Origin of the sequence: Streptacidiphilus jeojiense (assembly GCF_000719095.1) — a bacterium.
Taxonomy (GTDB): Bacteria; Actinomycetota; Actinomycetes; order Streptomycetales; family Streptomycetaceae; genus Streptacidiphilus; species Streptacidiphilus jeojiensis.
Map to the genome: position 1 here is coordinate 84,550 of NZ_JOEH01000008.1, position 18,177 is coordinate 102,726.

The window sequence follows — 18,177 nt, forward strand, 5'->3', positions numbered from 1 at the left end:
GCGGTCAGGACCGGCGGCGCAGCGCCGCCGGGAACCGACAAGTCGTCAGGCGCCCACCAGGGTCGAGGCGAAGCGGTTGGCGGGACGGGGCAGGCCGTAGTGCTCGCGGAGGGTGCGGCCGGTGTACTCGGTGCGGAACAGGCCGCGCTCCTGCAGGATCGGCACCACCCGCTGCACGAACACCTCCAGCCCGGAGGGGAGCACGGCCGGCATGATGTTGAAGCCGTCGGCCGCCCCGTGCTCGAACCAGTGCTGGATGGTGTCGGCGACCTGCACCGGCGTGCCGGTGAAGGTGCGGTGTCCGCGGCCCCCGCCGAGGCGGCCGATCAGCTGCCGGACCGTCAGCCGTTCCCGCCGGGCCAGTTCGACGATCAGCGTGTACCGGCTCTTGGAGCCCTCGATCTCGTCCTCCTCGGGAAGGTCCGACGGCAGCTCCTCGTCCAGGGCGAACCGGTCGGGGTCCAGCCCCAGCAGGGTGGCCAGCTGGAGCTTGGCGTACTCCGGCTGGATCAGCCGGTCCAGCTCCGCGTCCAGGTCCCGGGCCTCGGCCTCGGTGTCGCCGATCACCGGGACGATGCCGGGCAGGATCTTCACGCCCTCCGGGTCGCGACCGGCGGCCACGGCCCGTCGCTTGACGTCCGCGTAGAAGGCCTGGCCCTCCTCCAGGGTCGGCTGGGCCGTGAAGACCGCCTCGGCGAAGCGGGCCGCGAAGTCCTTGCCGTCCTCGCTGGAGCCGGCCTGCACCAGCAGCGGATGGGCCTGCGGCGAGCGCGGCACGTTCAGCGGACCGTCCACCCGGAAGTGCCTGCCGACGTGGCCGAACCGGTGCACCCGGTCCGCCTCGGCGTGCACCCCGCGGTCCTTGTCGGCCACCACCGCGTCGTCCTCCCAGCTGTCCCAGAGCTTGGTGGACACCTCGATGAACTCCGCCGCCCGGTCGTAGCGCTCGGCGTGGCTCGGCTGGCCCTCCAGGCCGAAGTTGCGGGCCGCGGCGTCACCGGCGGTGGTGACGATGTTCCATCCGGCCCGGCCGCCGGAGACGTGGTCCAGCGAGGCGAACCGGCGGGCCAGGTTGTAGGGCTCGTTGTAGCTGGTGGACGCGGTGGCGATGAGCCCGATCCGGCTGGTGGACACGGCCAGCGCGGTCAGCAGCACGGTCGGCTCCAGGCGCCCGCTCGGGCGCCGGCCCGGGTCGCCCCACAGCGCGGGGCTGTCCGCCAGGAACAGCGAGTCGAACTTGGCGTCCTCCGCGATCCGGGCCAGCCGCTGGTGGTAGGCGACGTCGATGTGGGCCAGCGGCTCGGACTCGGGCAGCCGCCAGGAGGCCTCGTGGTGGCCGGTGTCGTGGATGAACAGGTTGAAGTGCAGACTGCGCTGCTCGGGGCGGCTCATGCGGGGTCGGCTCCAAGGAGAAGGTCCGGGTGCGGGGTGTGGTCGAGGGAGTGGTCGAGGCTGTGGTCGAACGAGTGGTAGCGGCCGTTGTGGTAGACCAGCGGTCGGTGCAGCTCGGCCCCGGACAGCCAGGAGGCCTCGACACGGGCGATCACGATGCGGTGGTCGCCCGCCGTCACCAGGTCCTCGATCCGCACCTGCAGCCACCCGGGCGCCTCGTCGAGCACCGGTTCGCCGCCGGGTAGGCGGCTCCAGCGGGTCGGCTCGGCGAAGCGGTCGATCCCGCTAGTGGCGAACCGCCGGGCCAGCGGCTCCTGTTCGGCGCCGAGGAAGTTCACCACGGCGGTGTCGGCGTCCTTGACGTGCGGCCAGCTGGACGCGGTCGAGGAGATGCCGAAGGACACCAGCGCGGGCTCCAGTGACAGCGAGGTCAGCGAGGTCGCGGTGAACCCGGCGGGACCGCGGCCGGCGTCGGCGGTGATCACCACGACGCCTGCCGGGTGTCGCCGGAACACCTCCTTGTACTGCGCCGGAGAGACCGGACCGGCCTCGGTGGTCAGGGTGCTGGCCATGATGTCTCCATTTCAGAACCGCGCGGCGGCATCACGAGAGGAGGGAGGGAACGCGACACTGGGCACTGCGAACGCCGTGGAAACGTCGGTCGGCGGGATGGAACGCGGACGAGGCGTCAGGCCCGGGCGCGGGCGGCCGCGATGCTGCCAGTTGCTGCGTCGCGCCGCGTCGATCTCGTGAAACGACCATAGCCAGGGGCTGACTGTCCGGACAATGTTTGTTCCAGCGGTGGAAGAAACCCGAGGCCGGGACACCCGGCGTGAAGAACGGAACAGGGAAGAGACGACATGACGCAGGACGAGATCCCTTTGGACGCCCCACTGTCCGACGCCGACCTGGGCCATCTGCGCCGGTGCGTGGAGCTGGCGGCCGAGGCTCTGGAGGCCGGTGACTGGCCGTTCGGGTCGGTGCTGGTGGGCGGGGACGGGACGGTGCTCGCCGAGGACCGCAACCGGGAGGTGAGCCTGGGCGATCCGACCCGCCATCCCGAGTTCGAGCTGGCCCGCTGGGCCGCCACCGAGCTGACCCCGGAGGCCCGGGCGGCGGCGACCGTCTACACCTCCGGCGAGCACTGCCCGATGTGCTCGGCGGCCCACGGCTGGGTCGGGCTGGGCCGCATCGTCTATGTGAGCTCGGCCGAGCAGACTGCTTCCTGGTACAAGGAGCTCGGCGTCGCACCCTCGGCCGTCCGCGCGATCCCGATCATGGATGTCGTTCCGGGCCTCCCCGTGCGGGGACCGGTACCCGGCCTCGACGAGGAGGTGCACGACCTGCACCGGAGGTCCCGCGGGCAGGCCTGAGCCGGAATCGCGACACACTGCGGCAGTACTCGGTTAACACTCCCCGTCGAAGATGGTGGGGGCGGCTCAAGGCCCCGCGGCCACCCACCGTCAGCCAGTCAGCCAGCCAGTCAGTCAGTTTGTCAGTGAGCCAGTTAGTCAGTCAGGAGAGCGCCGTGAGCGTCGTCGTCCTCGTCGGCAACCCGAGACCACGATCCCGTACCTACGAGGCGGCGCACCTTGTCGCCGAGCGGCTGACGGGGGCTCAGGCCGACCACAGCATCGACCTCGCCGACCTGGGGGCCGCGCTGTTCGACCCCGAGGACCAGCGGGTGGCCGAGGCCATCGCCGCCGTCGAGGGCGCCGACCTGCTGATCGCCGCCAGCCCCACCTACAAGGCCAGCTACACCGGTCTGCTGAAGCTCTTCCTGGACCGGCTCGGCTCGGGTTCGCTCACGGGCACCACGGCGGTGCCGTTGCTGCTCGGCGCGCACTGGCGCCATTCGCTGGCCGCGGACCTGCTGCTGAAGCCGGTCCTGGTGGAGCTGGGCGCGACCGTCCCGGTACGGGGCCTGTTCCTGCTGGACTCGGACTACACCGCGTCGGAGGAGCTGGAGAAGTGGCTGACCTCGGCACGCGGCCAGGTGGCCGCGACCGTGGACGCCGAGCGGGCCCGGGTGGCGTCGTGACCGTGGCCTACTACCGGGCTTCGCGGAAGTGGACGATGACGCGCCCCTCGTTGCCCGGCGGCGACTCGTGGCGCAGGTACAGCTTCTTGATGTGCTTCTGGTCGAGGAACGCCAGCACACGCCGCTTCAGCTGACCGGTCCCCTTCCCGGGGATGATCTCGACGGCGGGCTCGCCGGAGCGGGCGGCCGTGAAGAGGAACTGGCGCATGGCGAGTTCGATGTCGCGGTTGTTGCGGTAGATCGGGTGCAGATCCAGGCTCAACATGCCGCAACACCGTCCAACGGCGCGGTGGACTGCTCCTCGGCGATCACGTTCGCACCCTAGTCCCGTTCCGCCGCCCGCACCAGGAAGCCGGCGCCCGGGTCCCGGGGCCGGATCCCGGGTCGCGCTCAGGCGGTAGGGGCGTTTCCGTAGACCCGGGACGGCTCGACCAGGACCACGGTGCGTCGCTGCTCGGCCATCACCCGGTCGTACTCGGCCCAGTCCTCGTGCACCCCGCCCGCCGCCGTGAAGACCGCGCGCAGCAGCAGGCGCAGGCCCTCGGGGTCCAACCAGGGCTGGGGGTCGTCGGGGCCGGCCAGCTGGGCCCGGCCCTCGACGGTCGCCCACTGCCACCCGTGCCGGAAGGTCGCGGTGAGCTGCGGCCGGGCCCGCAGGTTGGCCAGTTTCACCCGCCCGTAGGTGACGAAGGCCAGGACGGGGACGCCGGTGGCCGGGTGCGGCAGCAGCCCTGCGTTGACCACCGAGGCCTGGACGGTCCCGTCCGCCCGCAGCGTGGACACCACCGCGAGCCCGCTCTCCTGCTGCCCCAGGTCACTGGCTTCCTGCAGCGTGGTCATCGGTGCTTCCCTCCGGTCCGTCAGTCCTGCCAGTCGAGTTGGTGCTCGGGCACGCCCACCGAGCGGCCGTGGGCGCGGGCCTGGGCGCGAACGGCCGTGTCCCCGCGAGCGTAGCGGTACACCGTGCCGGCGAAGACGATCACACGCTGGTCGCCGACCCGCAGATCGGCGTACCAGCCGCCTTCCGCACGGAGGCAGCCGGCCAGCGCCTCGGCGACGCCGTCGGCCTCCCGGTCGTCGACCTCGAAGTCGACGACCGTCCACAGCGGCGGCTGGTGCGGACCGACCGAGTCCGACAGGTCCAGCCGGGTGATCCGACGGATCCTCAGCCCTGGCGGTTCGAAGACCGCTCCGGGGCGGAGGCTCTCGCCGATGACGCATCCGGTCGCCACCGTCACTCCCCCGGCCCGGAGTGACTGGTGGGTGTGGCGGCGCCGAAGTCCACCCGTGGGGTGGGACGGAAGTCCTCCGAGCGGAGCGGCTGGGTGCCGGTGAGGCGTTTGGCGAAGGGGAGTGGGCCGCCGAGGGTTTCCGGGTCGGCGGTCAGGTCGAACAGGGCGGTGTAGCCGGTGACCAGGTAGAGGCCCTTGGCCTCCGGCTGGCGGGGGCCGGTGGTGAGGTAGACCTGCTGGTAGCCGGCGGCGGCTGCGGCCTGCTCCAGCTCGTGGACCACACGGCGGGCCAGGCCGCGGCGGCGGTGCGCGCTGTGGGTCCAGATGCGCTTCAGCTCGGCGGTGTGCTCGTCGTAGCGGCGGTAGGCGCCGCCGGCGACCGGCTCGCCGTCCTGCAGCAGCAGGAGCAGCAGGCCGCCGTGGTCCGGCTCGAACTCCTCGGCCGGGTAGCGGGACAGCTCCCTGCTGGTGCCGGCCAGCGAGGGGTAGCGGGTGGTGTACTCGTGCTCCAGCTCGGTCAGCAGCGGCTGCACCAGCGGATCCGCCAGGACCGTGGCGCGGACCTCGTACTGCGGGACGGTGGTGGTCAACGGAGCGCTCCCTCAGGGGTGGTGACGGTCTCCGCGGCGGTGCGGGCGCGCTCGGCGTCGCGGCGGGCGACGCCCTCGCGGACCAGCGGGATGACGTGGCGGCCGAAGTCGATGGCGTCGCCGAGCAGGTCGTAGCCGCGGGCGGAGAGGATGTCGACGCCGAGGTCGTAGTAGTCGAGCAGCGCCTCGGCGACGGTCTCGGGGGTGCCGACCAGTGCGTTGGAGTTGCCGGCGCCGCCGGTCGCGGCGGCGGTGGGGGTCCACAGGGCGCGGTCGTAGCGCTCGCCCTGCTCGGCGATGGCGATCAGCCGCTGCGACCCGGTGTTCTGCGGGTTGGCCGCACCGGCCCTGCGGCTCCAGGCGCCGGACTCGCGGCGGGACTTGATGGCCGCGACGGTGCGGTGGGCCTTCTCCCAGGCGAGTTCCTCGGTGGGGGCGATGATCGGCCGGAAGGCCACCTGGATCCGGGGCGGGTCGGTGCGTCCGGCCGCCCGGGCCGCCGCCTTCACCGCCTCGATCTGCTTGGCGGTCTCCTCCAGCGGTTCGCCCCACAGCGCGTAGATGTCGGCGACGGCGCCGCCCGCGGCGTAGGCGGCGGGCGAGGAGCCGCCGAAGGAGACGTCCGGGCGGGGCTGCTGCACAGGGAAGACATCGGCGGCGAAGTCGTTGAAGCGGTAGTACTCGCCCTGGTGGTCGAAGGGCTCGTGCTCGGTCCAGGCGCGCTTGACGATCTCGATGTACTCGCGGGTGCGGGCGTAGCGCTGGTCCTTGGTCAGGAAGTCGCCCTCGCGCTGCTGCTCGTGGTCGTTGCCGCCGGTGATGAAGTGGACGGTGAGCCGGCCGTCGCTGATCCGGTCCAGGGTGGCGAACTCCTTGGCGGCGAACGTCGGGTAGGAGACGTTGGGCCGGTGCGCCAGCAGGATCTGCAGCCGGCTGGTGTTGGCCGCGATGTACGCGGCGGCGGTGCCCGGTTCCGGCGAGCCGGAGCCGTAGGCGAACAGCACCCGGTCCCAGCCGTGGTCCTCATGGGCCCGGGCCAGCCTGAGCGTGTACTCCTTGTCGAACGAGGCCCCGCTGCGGGGGTTGGTCTCCGAACCGTCGTTGGTGGCGGCGATACCGAGGAATTCGATGGGCATGGCAGGGCCTTTCATACAGGTGAGCTGAGTTGACGGACAGTCAAGAGGTCAGGTGGGCAGGCCGAGGCGGGACCAGAGGTCACGCTCCACCTCGGTCGGTGGGATGTGGACGCAGAGGCGTTCGGGATGGCCGGGCGGCGGGTGGTCGGCCGGACCCGTCCGCTGCCGGGACTCCGGCCAGGGCCAGGGCGTGCAGACGCCCCAGAGTGAGCAGCCGAAGGCGATCAGCCCCGGCGTCCAGCGGTCCAGCAGGAGCAGCCACCACCGGGGCGGACGTCGCGCCCGGCGGCGTCGCTCGTCGGTCATCAGCGCATTCCTCCGGTCGGTTCGTCGGCGTGGTTGAGTGGTTGACGGGGTGTCAGAGCAGTGGGCGGACGCACTCGGCGAAGGTGTAGGCCTCCTCCAGGTGCGGGTAGCCGGAGAGGACGAACTCGTCGACGCCGGCCGCGCGGTACTCGTCGATGCGTTCGGCGACCTCCTCGTGGCTACCGACCAGCGCGGTCCCCGCGCCGCCGCGGACCAGGCCGATGCCGGCCCAGAGGTTGGGCGCCACCAGCAGCCGGTCCCGGGAGCCGCCGTGGAGTTCCAGCATCCGGCGCTGGCCCTCGGACTCCAGGGCGCGCAGCCGCTGTTGGCCGGCCGCGATCGCCTGGTCGTCCAGGCCCGCGATCAGCGCGTCGGCGGCCTGCCAGGCCTGGGCCGCGGTGTCCCGGCTGAGCACGTGGATGCGCAGTCCGAACCGCAGCGTGCGGCCCTCGGCCTCGGCCCGCTCACGGACCCGGGCGATCTTCTCGGCGACCAGCGGAGCCGGTTCTCCCCAGGTCAGATAGGTGTCGGCGTGCCGGGCCGCCAACGCGATCGCGGGGTCTGAAGAGCCGCCGAAGTAGATCCGCGGGGCCGGCTCCGGGGGACGGCGCAGCTGGGCGCCCTCCAGCTGGTAGTGCTCGCCCTTGTGGTCGAAGCGGTCGCCGGTCCAGGAGGCCCGGACCACGTCCAGGAACTCCTCGGCGCGGGCGTAGCGCTCGTCGTGGCCCAACCGGTCGCCGTAGCCGCGCTGTTCGGCGTCGCTGCCGCCGGCCACCACGTTCAGGAGCAGTCGCCCCTGCGACAGGCGCTGGAAGGTGGCCGCGGTCTGCGCCGCCAGTGCGGGTTCGACCAGCCCGGGACGGAAGGCGACCATGAACTTCAGCCGCCGGGTCCTGGCGATCAGGGCGGCGGTGACGATCCAGGCGTCCTCGCAGTGCGCACCGGTGGGCGTCAGCACCCCCTCGTAGCCGAGGTCGTCGGCGGCCTCGGCGAGTTGGGAGAGGTAGGCCAGGGTGGCCGGACGCTCTCCCCCGGTGCGGCGGGGCGCGCTGCTGGACCCGTCCGCGCCGATGCCGACGCCGTGGACCGAGCCGCCGAGCTGCCGGCCGTCCCCACCGGTCGGCAGGAACCAGTGGAAGGCGGTGCTGCTGCCTGCCGGTGTCGCGGTCATGCGGTCTTCCCTCCGTCGGTGCGTGCCTGGTCGGTGCGTCCCAGGTCAGCGCGTTCCGGGTCAGCGCGTGCCGGGTCGGTGCGTCCCAGCGAGAAGCGGCGGGCGCCCGGCCGACCGGTCACCAGGTCGGCGGCGAGTTCGCCGATGACGGAGGCGAACTTGAAGCCGTGGCCGGAGAACCCGGCCAGTACGGTGACCGGGCCGTCGCGGTCCACCACGAAGTCGTGCTCGGGGGTGAGGGTGTACAGGCAGGTGGTGGCGGTGGGCGCGGAGGCGTCGACCCCGAGGAGCCAGCGTTCGGCGTACTCCTGGACCTGACGCAGCGCCAGCGGGTCGATGCTGCGGTCGCGCCGGTCCGGGTCCACCACCGGGCCGACCGCGTGGAAGCCGGCCTTGACGCCGTCCTCGCTGCCCAGTCCGTACACGCCGGAGTCCCCGGCCAGCGCCGCTCCGCCGTGGTGGATGAAACTCGGCCAGTCCAGCGCGTCCGGGGCCGGGAAGTGGACCGGCTGCTCCTGGGTGACCCGCAGCGGCGGCAGGCCGGAGACCGACCGGGCCGCCAGGCCGGGGGCCCAGCCGCCGACCGCGACCACGGCGGCGTCCGCCGTGACCGCCTCTCCCCCGGTGGTGACCACCTCGACCTTGTCGGCACCGTGCCGGAGCAGTTTCGCGACCCGGACCCCGTGCCGGACCACCGCACCCTTGGCCGCGGCGGCCTGCTGGAACGCCAGGACGGCCCGGTCCGCGTGCAGCCGTCCGGCGGCGGCGTGGAACAGCACGCTGGTGTCGAAGCGCAGCCCCGGCCAGCGTTCGGCCGCCTGCTCGGGGCCGAGCACCCTGGCGGCGTGCCCGCCCGCGCGGAGCTCGCCGTGCAGCGCCTCGATCGCGGCGGGCGGGCCGTGGTCCACCGCGCCGGTGAGGCTGAGCACCTCGATGCCGGACTCCGCCTCCAGCCGACGCCACAGCGGGAGCGCCCGCGCGGCCAGCGAGACATAGAAGGCGTCGGGGTAGGCGAGCCGGAAGATCCGGGAGCTGCCGTGCGAGCTGCCCTCGGTGTGCCCGGCTGCACCCCGCTCCAGCAGGGTCACCGCGAAGCCGCGCGAGGCGAGCTGCCAGGCTGCGGCGGAGCCCATGACCCCGCCACCCACTACTACGACGTGTGCCACAGTTCTGTCGTCCTTCTCGGGTCGGTGGAGTGCAGGGCAGCCCGGAGGCAGACAGCGCCGCGATCGGACGCGCGGCGGGGGCCATGGGTCAGGCCGCTGGGAAGCAGCGTGGTCAGGACCGGCGCGGGTCTGCCGCTGTCGGTCGGAGCCGGGCGGCGCGCGGTCGGCCGTCCCTTGGCGTCAACAGTCCGGGGAGGTCCCCGGACACAGTGCGCTGCTCACCCGGAGCAGGTCCACATGGCGCCTGGCGACCCGGAGCTGCCGGAACCCCTGCGGGCGCGGCGCACTGCTGCTGCCGAAGCGACGGATCTGCACGGGAATCACCTCGCACTCCTCGGACCCGCAGGGGGTCTCGCGCTTACAGGACGGGCGTCCTGTCGGGTCGTCACCTGGAGCACCCCACCGCGGACGAGGGTTGCCGGTCAGCAAGCCAGGGCTTGACGCTGACGCTCATAACCAGGAGCCACGTTAACCGCTCGCCGCGACTTGGACAATGCCGTCGATCGCCCGCTGCACCGGCGCCCGAGAGCCGATTGTGAACGGCGTGATACCGCGCATTGCCGCAGGTGACAGTGCGGCAGAAGGCTGGTCGGGAAGCGACGAACCGGACTATCCTCACCGCCATGACCGTTCTTGTCAGCCGCCGCCACGTGGACTACGGGCGCAGCACCAGCACCAGGTGTAGCCGCCCCAGCTGACTCGACCGCGGGCGGCGACCGCCGCGCCCGCTCCGGTGACCACCCCCGGAAGCCCCGTTCATCCGCACCGCTCGCCCCCCTGCGGCGCGCGGTCCCCGCCCCTGGCGCAAGTGAACCTTCTTCGGCGCGCCGCCGTGCCCGCACACCTCCCGTTGCCGAACCGTCGGCCGGAAGCAGGTGCCGGGCCCGTGCGCGCCACCCCGTGAATGGAGCCGTCCACGTGAGCCCTTCCATCGACCCCGCCGGCGCCGAGCTCGACCTTGCGGTCGCCTCGGCCGAGGCGACCGCCGACACCGCCGGCTGGTCCTTCGAGACCAAGCAGGTGCACGCCGGAGCCGTGCCCGACCCGACCACCGGCGCCCGGGCGGTCCCGATCTACCAGACCACCTCCTTCGTCTTCCGCGACACCACCCACGCGGCCGGGCTGTTCGCGCTCGCCGAGGAGGGCAACATCTACACCCGCATCCACAACCCCACCCAGGACGTCCTGGAGCAGCGCATCGCCGCGCTGGAGGGCGGTCTCGCCGCCGTGGCGACCGCCTCCGGCCAGGCCGCCGAGACGCTGGCGATCCTGACCCTGGCGGGCGCGGGCGACCACATCGTCTCCAGCACCTCGCTCTACGGCGGCACCTACAACCTGTTCCGGCACACCCTGCCGCGCTTCGGCATCGAGGTCTCCTTCGTCGACGACCCTGACGACCTGGACGCCTGGCGGGCGGCGATCCGTCCGAACACCAAGGCGCTGTTCGCCGAGACCCTGGGCAATCCGCGCGGGAACGTACTGGACGTGCGCGGGGTCGCCGATGTGGCGCACTCCGCCGGGGTGCCGCTGATCGTGGACAACACCGTCCCCACGCCGTACCTGCTGCGCCCGATCGAGCACGGCGCGGACATCGTGGTGCACTCGGCGACCAAGTTCCTGGGCGGTCACGGGACGGCCATCGCCGGTGCCGTGGTGGACGGCGGCACCTTCGACTACGGGGCGCACGCGGACCGCTTCCCCGGCTTCAACGAGCCCGACCCGTCCTACCACGGGCTGCGCTACTGGCCCGACCTGGGCGCACCGGCCTTCGCCGTCAAGCTGCGGGTTCAACTGCTGCGCGACCTCGGTCCGGCCATCGCACCGCTCAACTCCTTCCTGGTGCTCCAGGGCCTGGAGACGCTGTCGCTGCGGATCGAGCGCCACACCGCAAACGCCCAGGCCATCGCCGAGTGGTTGGAGAGCCGCGACGAGGTGACCGCGGTGCACTACCCGGGTCTGCCGTCCAGCCGCTGGTACCAGGCCGGGCAGCGCTATCTGCCGCGCGGGGCCGGTGCGGTGCTGGCGTTCGAACTGCGGGACGGCATCGAGGCCGGCAAGCGGTTCGTGGACGGGGTCAGCCTGTTCAGCCACCTCGCCAACATCGGCGATGTGCGCAGCCTGATCATCCACCCCGCTTCCACCACCCACAGCCAGCTCGGCGAGGAGGAGCTGGCCGCGACCGGGGCGACCCCCGGCCTGGTCCGGCTCTCGGTCGGCATCGAGAACCTGGCCGACCTCAAGGCCGACCTGGAGGCCGGGTTCCGCGCGGCCAAGGCGGCACGGACGGCCGAGGCGGCACAGTCGACCGGCGCGACGGCCCAGGTAGCGGGCGATTGACCGTGGGGGCGCGGCCGGTGGCCCCGGTGGCGGGCGGCGCGGAGCCGGCCGCCAACGAGCCGTCCGGCACGCAGTCGTCCGGCACGCAGTCTTCCGACACTCGGCCGTCCGGTACCGGGTCGTCCGGGACGCAGCCACCGGCCAGCGGGGCCTGGCAGCCGGGCGACCCGGTGGGTCGGCGGCAGTGGGTCGAGCTGCCGAAACCGCTCCAGCTGGAGGCGGGCGGGACGCTTCCTCAGGTCCGGATCGCCTACGAGACGTGGGGGCGGCTCGCGCCCGACCGCTCCAACGCCGTCCTGGTCCTGCACGCGCTGACCGGCGACAGCCACGCCGCCGGCCGGGCCGGGCCGGGGCATCCCACCCCGGGCTGGTGGGACGGGCTGATCGGTCCGGGCCGGGCGGTGGACACCGACCGCTGGTTCGTGGTGGCGCCCAACGTCCTCGGCGGCTGCCAGGGCAGCACCGGACCGTCCTCGGTGCGCCCCGACGGCGGCCGCTGGGGCTCCGCCTTCCCCTATCTGACGGTCCGTGACCAGGTCGACGCCGAGGCTGCGGTCGCGGATGCGCTGGGGATCGACCGCTGGGCGCTGGTGCTCGGCGGGTCCATGGGCGGCATGCGGGCGCTGGAGTGGGCGGTCGGCCGCCCGGACCGGGTCGGCGCGCTGCTGCTGGCCGCCTGCCCGGCGGCCTCCGGCGGCGAGCAGATCGGCTGGGCCCACGCCCAGCTGGCGGCCGTCCGCGCCGACCCCGGCTGGCACGGCGGCGACTACCACGACGCCGGACCGGGGCGCGGCCCGCACCTGGGCCTCGGCACGGCCCGCCGGATCGCCCATCTCACCTACCGGGCGCCGGCCGAGCTGGACACCCGGTTCGGCTCGGCGGCCCAGCCGGGCGAGGACCCCTGGCACGGCGGCCGCTACGCCGTAGGCTCGTATCTGGACCACCACGCGGCCAAGCTGGCGCACCGCTTCGACACCGGCAGCTATGTGGTCCTGACCGAGGCGATGAACAGCCACGACGTGGGACGTGGACGCGGGGGCAGCGACGCGGCACTGCGCCGGATCGTGATGCCCACGGTGGTGGTGGGCATCGACTCGGACCGGCTCTACCCGCTGCCCCTGCAGCGGCAGCTCGCCGCCTCGATCCCGGGGGCCGAGCGGCTCCGGGTGGTCGAGTCGCCGTACGGGCACGACGCCTTCCTGATCGAGGTCGACCAACTCGCCCCGCACGTGGCCTCGTTGCTGAACCGGTCCTGAGAACGCGGCGGCCGTCACGAAAACCCGTGCGATAGCCTCGGGCTGCGATCGGAACGGCGAAGGGCGGTACACCGGGTGAAGGCCTATGTGATCCATGAGAACCCGGACTGGTACCCGCCGTTCGCGGCGGCCTTTGAGGCCGAGGGCGTGGACCACGAGCCCTGGCTGCTGGGCACCGGCGTGCTCGACCTGGACGCCGAGCCGCCGCGCGGCGTGTTCTGGTCCCGGATGAGCGCCTCGGCCCACACCCGCGGCCACGGACTGGCCAAGGACCACACCCGATCGGTGCTCAGCTGGCTGGAGGCGCACGGCCGCCGGGTGGTCAACGGTCGCCGGGTGCTGGAACTGGAGATGAGCAAGGTCGACCAGCTCACCGCGTTGCGGGCGGCCGGCATCGAGGTACCGCGCACCCTGGCCGTGGTCGGCCCCGACGCCCTGTTGCAGGCCGCTGCCACCCTGCCGGCGCCCTTCATCGCCAAGCACAACCAGGGCGGCAAGGGGCTCGGCGTCGCCCTCTTCGACAGCGTCGACGCCTTCGCCGAGCACCTCGCCGGCCCGGACCACCAGCCGCCCGTGGACGGGATCACCCTGCTCCAGGAGTATCTGCGGGCGGCCGAACCGCGGATCACCCGCGTCGAGGTCGTGGACGGCGAGGTCGTCTACGCGCTGACCGCCGACACCGCCCGCGGCGGCTTCGAGCTCTGCCCGGCCGACGCCTGCGCCGTCGACGGCGGCCCGGCGGCGCCGAGCCTGTTCGCCCTGCGCGAGGGCTTCGACCACCCGGTGCTCAAGCAGTACCTGGACTTCGCCCGCCGGCACCGGATCGAGGTGGCCGGCTTCGAGTTCATCGAGACCACCGACGGACGCCTGGTCACCTATGACGTCAACACCAACACCAACTACAACCCCGAGGTCGAGGCCGCGGCCCCGCGCTCCGGGCCACGGCAGATCGCCCGGCTGCTGAAGCGGCTGATCGCCGAAGAGGAGAACTCCTGATGCGCTACGGGTACTGGATGCCGATCTTCGGCGGCTGGCTGCGCAACGTCCCCGACGAGGAGATGTCCATCGACTGGCCCTACCTGCGCGACCTCGCCGTCGCGAGCGAGCGGCAGGGCTTCGACCTCACCCTGATCGCCGAACTCAACCTCAACGACATCAAGGGGCACCGCGCCCCCAGCATCGACGCCTGGACCCTGGCCCCGGCGATCGCCGCGGTCACCGCGCAGCTGGAACTGATGCTCGCGGTGCGGCCCAACTACCACCAGCCCGCGCTCACCGCCAAGGCGCTGTCCACCCTCGACACCATCGCCCCGGGCCAGCTGAGCCTGAACGTCGTCTCCTCCTGGTGGAAGGACGAGGCCACCCAGTACGGCGTCCCCTTCGACGTGCACGACGCCCGGTACGCCCGCACCGCCGAATGGCTCGACGTGCTGCACCGGCTGTTCACCGAGGAGACCGTCACCCACCAGGGCGCCCTCTACGACCTCCAGGGCGCCGTGCTGGAACCCAAGCCGAGCCGTCGGCCCACCGTCTACATGGGCGGCGAGTCCCCCACCGCCAAGGACCTGATCTCCGCCCGCGGCGACGCCTACGTCATGCACGGCGACCCGCCGGAGACCATCGCCGCGAAGATCGCCGACATGCGCGGACGCCGGGCGGCCCGCGGCCTCCCGCCGCTGACCTTCGGCGTCTCCGGCTATGTGATCTGCCGCGACACCGAGCAGGAGGCCCAGGACGAGTTGCGCCGCATCCTGGACGTCCGCTCCTCCCCCGAGGCCTACGCCTCCTACCGGGACTTCGTGGAGGGCTCGCACCTGGAGTCGGAGGTCTCGCTGCAGGAGTACAGCGTCTCCAACCGCGGCCTGCGCGCCGGACTGGTCGGCACCCCCGAGCAGATCACCGCCCGCATCGACGCCTACGAGCGCGCCGGCGTCGACCTGATGCTGCTCCAGTTCTCTCCCCAGCACCGCGAGATGGAACGCTTCGGCCACGACGTGATCGCCCCGGCGAGGGCCGCCTCAGCCTCGGCGACATGACGGACCAGGACGCGCGGGGTGACCGCCCCCGGAGTTCTCCTTCGGGTCGGGGGACCGACAGACTTTCGCCATCGGCGGGTCCTGGCGTGTCCGCCGGGAGGGCGACCACCATTGCTCTGTCCGCGTCAATATCGACTTGCTGGAGCCCGCCATGTCGCTGTCGGTCCGCCCCCGGTCCCTCGCGCGCGTCCTCGCCCTGTCCGCCACGGCCTGCCTCGCCATGACCGCCGTCGCCGGCCAGGCGCACGCCGACACCTCCGTACTGACCCTGACCGGCAGCTCGACGCAGGGCACCCTCGGCGCCGGCGAGGGCGTCACCACCGTCCATGCGAGCAACGGCAGCGACACCGTGCTCTACCGCGGCGTCGCCTCGATCCCGCTGTCGCTGCTGGTCGCGAACTGGAGCCACATCGGCGACCCGGACTCGGCCGCCGGGTACGTGTTCGACGCCTACCAGAGCGGCGCCTCCAGCCCCACCAGCAAGATGTTCCGGGTCACCACCCCGTCCGGGGCCACCTACCAGTACACCCACACCCTGGTCTCCGGCGAGCTCTACAACAACTCCTTCGACGCCGTCTCGCCGGACACCCAGTGGATGGTCGCCGGCGAGTGGGGCACCATGGACCACCTGCAGATCTACCCCACCCCGCTGCTCAACCCGGCGACCCCGCGCACCGGCGGCAACCTGCCGCTGTCGGGCCTGATCCACCTGGACCACGCCGTCAACGACATCCAGGGCTGCGACTTCACCACCGCCACCCAGCTGCTCTGCGTCTCCGACGACGACTCGCGGTCGCTGTTCCCGGACCAGAAGCCGATCCTGGAGGTCGACCTGCCCTCGCAGCTGACCGGGACGGACACCACCGCCCATGTCACCGAGGTCGGCTCGATCCCGCAGCAGAGCATCTGCTCGGGCACCTACGAGGGCGAGGGCATCGACTACGACCCCAGCACCGCGACCGTGCGCGTGGAGATCATCCAGCCCGGCGTCTGCGAGGTCGCGACCACGGTCTACACCTACCACCGCTCCTGACGCACCGTCGGCGGGTCGGCGGCCGGCCGGTCGGTCGGCGGGTCAGGTGGCGCCGGTATCCGGTGCGGGGTCGGTGGGCAGTTCGGACCTGGCGCTGCCGGAGACGGCCGGCGTCGTCGCCCGCACGTACCGGACCGGGGCCTCGCGGATCGTCGCGATGGCCTGCTCGCAGTCGGCCCGGCCGGCGAAGGGCAGCTCCAACAGGACGTCGCCGCGCTCCGCGAGCAGCTGCAGCGTCCACTCACCGTCGGCGACGGTCGCGACGAACCAGAACTCCATGCCGGAACGCTACGTCCGGTCGGCTCGGTCGGCATCCCGGACGGCGGTCCCGCTCCCCCGGCCGGGCGAGGGCCCGGCCCCCCGCCGGGTGCTGCACGGTCAGGGCACCACGACAGTGCGCACCCCGGGCTCCTCGGGTTCGGTCCACACCGTCTCGACGTCGGCGAGGGGGACGGCCCGGGTGGCGATCGCCAGGCCGCCGTTCCCGATCTCCTCGACCAGGGAGGGAAGTTCAGCCACATAGGCCCTGGTGGAGACCGCCCCCTGGCCGTTGCCCTGCAGTCGCAGGTTGGCCGAGCGCAGCGCGGCCGAGGGCAGTTCGATGGTGGGGCCGGCCATGGAGCCGATCTGGATCCAGTCCAGGGCGCGGCTGCGGTCGGCCCGGGCGCGCAGTACGGCCAGCATCGCCTCGGCGGCGGGCCTGCCCCACAGGTAGTCGACCACCACGTCGACCTCGGCGGCCGCGTCGGCCAGCGCCGCTGCGGTGGCGTCGGCGTCTGCGGTGAGCGCCACGGTGGCGTCGGCGCCGAGCCCCGGCAGTGCGGCCAGGCGGTCCAGGTCGCGGCCTGTGCCGACGACCCGTCCAGCGCCCAGGCGCTTGGCGATCTGGACGGCCATCCGGCCGGCGTTGCCGGTCGCGCCGAGGACCAGCACCGACTGCCCGGCCTGCAGCGGGACCCGGCGGCGCAGCGCCACCCAGGCCGACATCGCCGGGTTCATGGCTGCGGCGATCCGCACCGGGTCGGCGCCGTCGGGCAGCTCGACGCTGCGGCGGGTGTCGATGACGGTGCGGGTCGCTATGGGGCCGACCAGGTCGTCGGCGGCGGCGAAGTAGACCGCGGTGCCGTCCCGGCGCCGGCCGACGCCGTCGACGCCGGGGACCAGCGGCAGCTTGCCGTCGCTGGTGTAGTGGCTGCCGGAGGCGCCGCTGCGCACCCGCGGGTGCAGGCCCACGGCCAGGACGTCGACCAGTTGCCGGTCGCTGTCGGCGGGGTCGGGGTCGGGCAGGTGGAACGGCTCATAGCGGGGCGGGTGGTCGAACGAGCTGACCACGGCGGCGTGGATGTCCATGGGGCCTCCTCCAGGCTGGTGCTGCCGGCACGCGCCAGATTGGTACGTGCCACGGACTAAATTAGTGCGTGGCACGTACCTTTGCAAGTAGGATCGGGACATGACGTCGCGCAACGAGACCCCGTCCCCGGCGGCACCGCTTCCCGGCGGCGGCCCGCACGACCTGGTCGACGCCCTGGCCCAGCTGTCGTTCCTGGTCCACAACACGCTGGCCGAGATCTCCGGCCGACACGACCTGTCGATCATCCAGACCCGGCTGCTCGGGGTGCTCCGGGACCGCGAACCCACCATGCAGCAGCTCGGACGGCTCCTCGGCCTGGACAAGTCCTCGATCAGCGGACTGGTCGACCGGGCCCAGCGCCGCGGCCTGGTCGTCCGCACCGCCAGCGCGACCGACCGCCGCTCGGTGCAGGTCTCGATCACCGATGCCGGGCGGCACCTGGTCGAACAGGCCTCCACTCAGTTCGCCGAGCAGATCGAGAGCGCCGTCGCACCGCTGTCCGGCGCCGAGCGCCGGCTGCTCTCCCAGCTGGCGGCCCGGATCGTCTCCGCCGACGCCCACCACCGCGGCATCGACCTGCGCACCACCACCGACCGCTGACCCGCCACCCTCGGCCCGCCCGGACACCCTCGGCGACGCTCAGCGACCCGCCGTCCGCCTCCGGGTGCGGGAGTCCCGGACCGCGACGAACATCAACGCAGAGCGCGGTGCGTCCGCACCGGCCCAGGACGGAGAGCGAGGGACCAAGCCATGAGGATGCTCATGACGGTTCAGATGGACACCGAGGCGGGGAACAAGGCGATCAAGGACAACTCACTGCCGACGATCATGAAGTCGGCGCTGGAGGGCCTCAAACCCGAAGCCGTGTACTTCGGAGCGGCGGACGGCCTGCGCACCGGATTCTTCGTCTTCGACCTGAAGGACCCGTCCGACATCCCCTCCGTGGCCGAGCCGTTCTTCCAGGGGCTCGGGGCCAAGGTGTCCTTCACCCCCGTGATGTCCTTCGAGGACGTCCAGGCAGGCCTGCAGCGAGCCTGACCAGGCTCGCCGGACCCCGAAACGGTCTCCTTCCTTTCCCCGGAGGGAGACCGTCTCCATACCCCGCCCCGAACCCCGCTCCGACCGGGCTC

Annotated in this window: 22 protein-coding genes and 1 riboswitch; of the genes, 9 read left to right on the forward strand and 13 right to left on the reverse strand. The window is 72.7% G+C overall.

What is annotated here, in order from left to right:
• Positions 1-45: 45 nt before the first annotated feature.
• Positions 46-1,392, reverse strand: coding sequence for an LLM class flavin-dependent oxidoreductase (locus IF29_RS0111500; protein WP_030253065.1), 1,347 nt, complete (start codon positions 1,390-1,392; stop codon positions 46-48).
• The gene (locus tag IF29_RS0111505) at positions 1,389-1,964 is read right to left on the reverse strand and encodes a flavin reductase family protein (protein WP_063757481.1); all 576 of its coding nucleotides are present in this window, start codon (positions 1,962-1,964) and stop codon (positions 1,389-1,391) included. Before IF29_RS0111505 ends, IF29_RS0111500 begins: the two co-directional genes overlap by 4 nt.
• A gap of 288 nt (positions 1,965-2,252) precedes the next feature.
• Here IF29_RS0111505 and IF29_RS0111510 point away from each other — a divergent pair, with 288 nt between their 5' ends.
• Both IF29_RS0111510 and IF29_RS0111515 read left to right on the forward strand, forming a co-directional pair.
• Positions 2,253-2,765 carry a nucleoside deaminase gene (locus tag IF29_RS0111510; protein WP_030253069.1) on the forward strand — a complete coding sequence of 171 codons (513 nt, stop codon included), beginning with the start codon at positions 2,253-2,255 and terminating at the stop codon, positions 2,763-2,765.
• Between the two features lie 155 nt (positions 2,766-2,920).
• Positions 2,921-3,433 (forward strand): NADPH-dependent FMN reductase, encoded by a 513-nt coding sequence (locus IF29_RS0111515; protein ID WP_051725191.1) that lies wholly within the window; start codon positions 2,921-2,923, stop codon positions 3,431-3,433.
• Positions 3,434-3,443: 10 nt separating this feature from the next.
• Here IF29_RS0111515 and IF29_RS0111520 read toward each other — a convergent pair whose 3' ends face one another.
• From IF29_RS0111520 to IF29_RS48950, 9 genes are all read right to left on the reverse strand, one after another.
• Positions 3,444-3,698: a Smr/MutS family protein gene (locus IF29_RS0111520; protein ID WP_030253072.1), complete on the reverse strand. Its 255-nt coding sequence runs from the start codon at positions 3,696-3,698 to the stop codon at positions 3,444-3,446.
• A 125-nt stretch (positions 3,699-3,823) separates the two neighbouring features.
• On the reverse strand, positions 3,824-4,273 hold the full coding sequence (locus IF29_RS0111525; RefSeq protein ID WP_030253073.1) for a TIGR03618 family F420-dependent PPOX class oxidoreductase: 450 nt from the start codon (positions 4,271-4,273) through the stop codon (positions 3,824-3,826).
• Between the two features lie 20 nt (positions 4,274-4,293).
• Entirely contained in the window at positions 4,294-4,665 is a 372-nt protein-coding gene (locus IF29_RS0111530; protein ID WP_030253074.1) for a hypothetical protein, read from the reverse strand.
• 2 nt (positions 4,666-4,667) lie between these two features.
• Positions 4,668-5,255: a GNAT family N-acetyltransferase gene (locus tag IF29_RS0111535; RefSeq protein WP_084713937.1), complete on the reverse strand. Its 588-nt coding sequence runs from the start codon at positions 5,253-5,255 to the stop codon at positions 4,668-4,670.
• Positions 5,252-6,391 (reverse strand): LLM class flavin-dependent oxidoreductase, encoded by a 1,140-nt coding sequence (locus IF29_RS0111540; RefSeq protein WP_030253078.1) that lies wholly within the window; start codon positions 6,389-6,391, stop codon positions 5,252-5,254. The genes IF29_RS0111535 and IF29_RS0111540 overlap by 4 nt, the downstream gene beginning before the upstream one ends.
• Before the next feature lie 48 nt (positions 6,392-6,439).
• Positions 6,440-6,697, reverse strand: a complete 258-nt coding sequence (locus IF29_RS0111545) for a DUF6059 family protein (RefSeq protein ID WP_030253080.1) — start codon at positions 6,695-6,697, stop codon at positions 6,440-6,442.
• A 52-nt stretch (positions 6,698-6,749) separates the two neighbouring features.
• Complete coding sequence (locus IF29_RS0111550) at positions 6,750-7,868, reverse strand: LLM class flavin-dependent oxidoreductase (RefSeq protein ID WP_030253081.1); 1,119 nt, start codon at positions 7,866-7,868, stop codon at positions 6,750-6,752.
• Complete coding sequence (locus IF29_RS0111555) at positions 7,865-9,034, reverse strand: FAD-dependent oxidoreductase (RefSeq protein ID WP_269665002.1); 1,170 nt, start codon at positions 9,032-9,034, stop codon at positions 7,865-7,867. The genes IF29_RS0111550 and IF29_RS0111555 overlap by 4 nt, the downstream gene beginning before the upstream one ends.
• Positions 9,035-9,214: 180 nt before the next feature.
• Positions 9,215-9,358 (reverse strand): putative leader peptide, encoded by a 144-nt coding sequence (locus tag IF29_RS48950; RefSeq protein WP_380522645.1) that lies wholly within the window; start codon positions 9,356-9,358, stop codon positions 9,215-9,217.
• A gap of 25 nt (positions 9,359-9,383) precedes the next feature.
• Positions 9,384-9,492: riboswitch (SAM riboswitch) on the reverse strand.
• A 472-nt stretch (positions 9,493-9,964) separates the two neighbouring features.
• On the opposite strand from IF29_RS48950, the gene IF29_RS0111560 reads away from it, so the two are divergent.
• The 5 genes from IF29_RS0111560 (at position 9,965) to IF29_RS0111580 (ending at position 15,696) form a co-directional block, all read left to right on the forward strand.
• Complete coding sequence (locus IF29_RS0111560) at positions 9,965-11,371, forward strand: bifunctional o-acetylhomoserine/o-acetylserine sulfhydrylase (protein WP_084714003.1); 1,407 nt, start codon at positions 9,965-9,967, stop codon at positions 11,369-11,371.
• A 170-nt stretch (positions 11,372-11,541) separates the two neighbouring features.
• Positions 11,542-12,627 (forward strand): homoserine O-acetyltransferase MetX, encoded by a 1,086-nt coding sequence (gene metX / locus IF29_RS0111565; RefSeq protein WP_051725217.1) that lies wholly within the window; start codon positions 11,542-11,544, stop codon positions 12,625-12,627.
• Between the two features lie 75 nt (positions 12,628-12,702).
• On the forward strand, positions 12,703-13,623 hold the full coding sequence (locus tag IF29_RS0111570; protein WP_030253089.1) for an ATP-grasp domain-containing protein: 921 nt from the start codon (positions 12,703-12,705) through the stop codon (positions 13,621-13,623).
• Positions 13,623-14,663: an LLM class flavin-dependent oxidoreductase gene (locus IF29_RS0111575; RefSeq protein WP_030253091.1), complete on the forward strand. Its 1,041-nt coding sequence runs from the start codon at positions 13,623-13,625 to the stop codon at positions 14,661-14,663. Before IF29_RS0111570 ends, IF29_RS0111575 begins: the two co-directional genes overlap by 1 nt.
• Positions 14,664-14,814: 151 nt before the next feature.
• Positions 14,815-15,696, forward strand: a complete 882-nt coding sequence (locus tag IF29_RS0111580) for a hypothetical protein (RefSeq protein ID WP_030253093.1) — start codon at positions 14,815-14,817, stop codon at positions 15,694-15,696.
• Positions 15,697-15,738: 42 nt separating this feature from the next.
• On the opposite strand, the gene IF29_RS0111585 is transcribed toward IF29_RS0111580, so the two are convergent.
• Positions 15,739-15,975 carry a hypothetical protein gene (locus IF29_RS0111585; protein WP_030253094.1) on the reverse strand — a complete coding sequence of 79 codons (237 nt, stop codon included), beginning with the start codon at positions 15,973-15,975 and terminating at the stop codon, positions 15,739-15,741.
• Positions 15,976-16,074: 99 nt separating this feature from the next.
• Positions 16,075-17,046: a quinone oxidoreductase family protein gene (locus tag IF29_RS0111590; RefSeq protein ID WP_198037405.1), complete on the reverse strand. Its 972-nt coding sequence runs from the start codon at positions 17,044-17,046 to the stop codon at positions 16,075-16,077.
• Between the two features lie 100 nt (positions 17,047-17,146).
• Between IF29_RS0111590 and IF29_RS0111595 the strand changes: the two genes are divergently transcribed.
• On the forward strand, positions 17,147-17,647 hold the full coding sequence (locus tag IF29_RS0111595; RefSeq protein WP_030253098.1) for a MarR family winged helix-turn-helix transcriptional regulator: 501 nt from the start codon (positions 17,147-17,149) through the stop codon (positions 17,645-17,647).
• 162 nt (positions 17,648-17,809) lie between these two features.
• Entirely contained in the window at positions 17,810-18,085 is a 276-nt protein-coding gene (locus IF29_RS0111600) for a DUF3303 family protein (protein ID WP_232242109.1), read from the forward strand.
• Positions 18,086-18,177: the final 92 nt, after the last annotated feature.

What these genes read in the sequence shown, in the direction of transcription:
- IF29_RS0111500 (WP_030253065.1), bottom strand. Translation starts at nt 1,392, where the DNA reads ATGAGCCGCCCCGAGCAGCGCAGTCTGCACTTCAACCTGTTCATCCAC.
- IF29_RS0111505 (WP_063757481.1), bottom strand. Translation starts at nt 1,964, where the DNA reads ATGGCCAGCACCCTGACCACCGAGGCCGGTCCGGTCTCTCCGGCGCAG.
- IF29_RS0111510 (WP_030253069.1), top strand. Translation starts at nt 2,253, where the DNA reads ATGACGCAGGACGAGATCCCTTTGGACGCCCCACTGTCCGACGCCGAC.
- IF29_RS0111520 (WP_030253072.1), bottom strand. Translation starts at nt 3,698, where the DNA reads ATGTTGAGCCTGGATCTGCACCCGATCTACCGCAACAACCGCGACATC.
- IF29_RS0111525 (WP_030253073.1), bottom strand. Translation starts at nt 4,273, where the DNA reads ATGACCACGCTGCAGGAAGCCAGTGACCTGGGGCAGCAGGAGAGCGGG.
- IF29_RS0111540 (WP_030253078.1), bottom strand. Translation starts at nt 6,391, where the DNA reads ATGCCCATCGAATTCCTCGGTATCGCCGCCACCAACGACGGTTCGGAG.
- IF29_RS0111545 (WP_030253080.1), bottom strand. Translation starts at nt 6,697, where the DNA reads ATGACCGACGAGCGACGCCGCCGGGCGCGACGTCCGCCCCGGTGGTGG.
- IF29_RS0111550 (WP_030253081.1), bottom strand. Translation starts at nt 7,868, where the DNA reads ATGACCGCGACACCGGCAGGCAGCAGCACCGCCTTCCACTGGTTCCTG.
- IF29_RS0111575 (WP_030253091.1), top strand. Translation starts at nt 13,623, where the DNA reads ATGCGCTACGGGTACTGGATGCCGATCTTCGGCGGCTGGCTGCGCAAC.
- IF29_RS0111580 (WP_030253093.1), top strand. Translation starts at nt 14,815, where the DNA reads ATGTCGCTGTCGGTCCGCCCCCGGTCCCTCGCGCGCGTCCTCGCCCTG.
- IF29_RS0111585 (WP_030253094.1), bottom strand. Translation starts at nt 15,975, where the DNA reads ATGGAGTTCTGGTTCGTCGCGACCGTCGCCGACGGTGAGTGGACGCTG.
- IF29_RS0111590 (WP_198037405.1), bottom strand. Translation starts at nt 17,046, where the DNA reads ATGGACATCCACGCCGCCGTGGTCAGCTCGTTCGACCACCCGCCCCGC.
- IF29_RS0111595 (WP_030253098.1), top strand. Translation starts at nt 17,147, where the DNA reads ATGACGTCGCGCAACGAGACCCCGTCCCCGGCGGCACCGCTTCCCGGC.
- IF29_RS0111600 (WP_232242109.1), top strand. Translation starts at nt 17,810, where the DNA reads ATGACGGTTCAGATGGACACCGAGGCGGGGAACAAGGCGATCAAGGAC.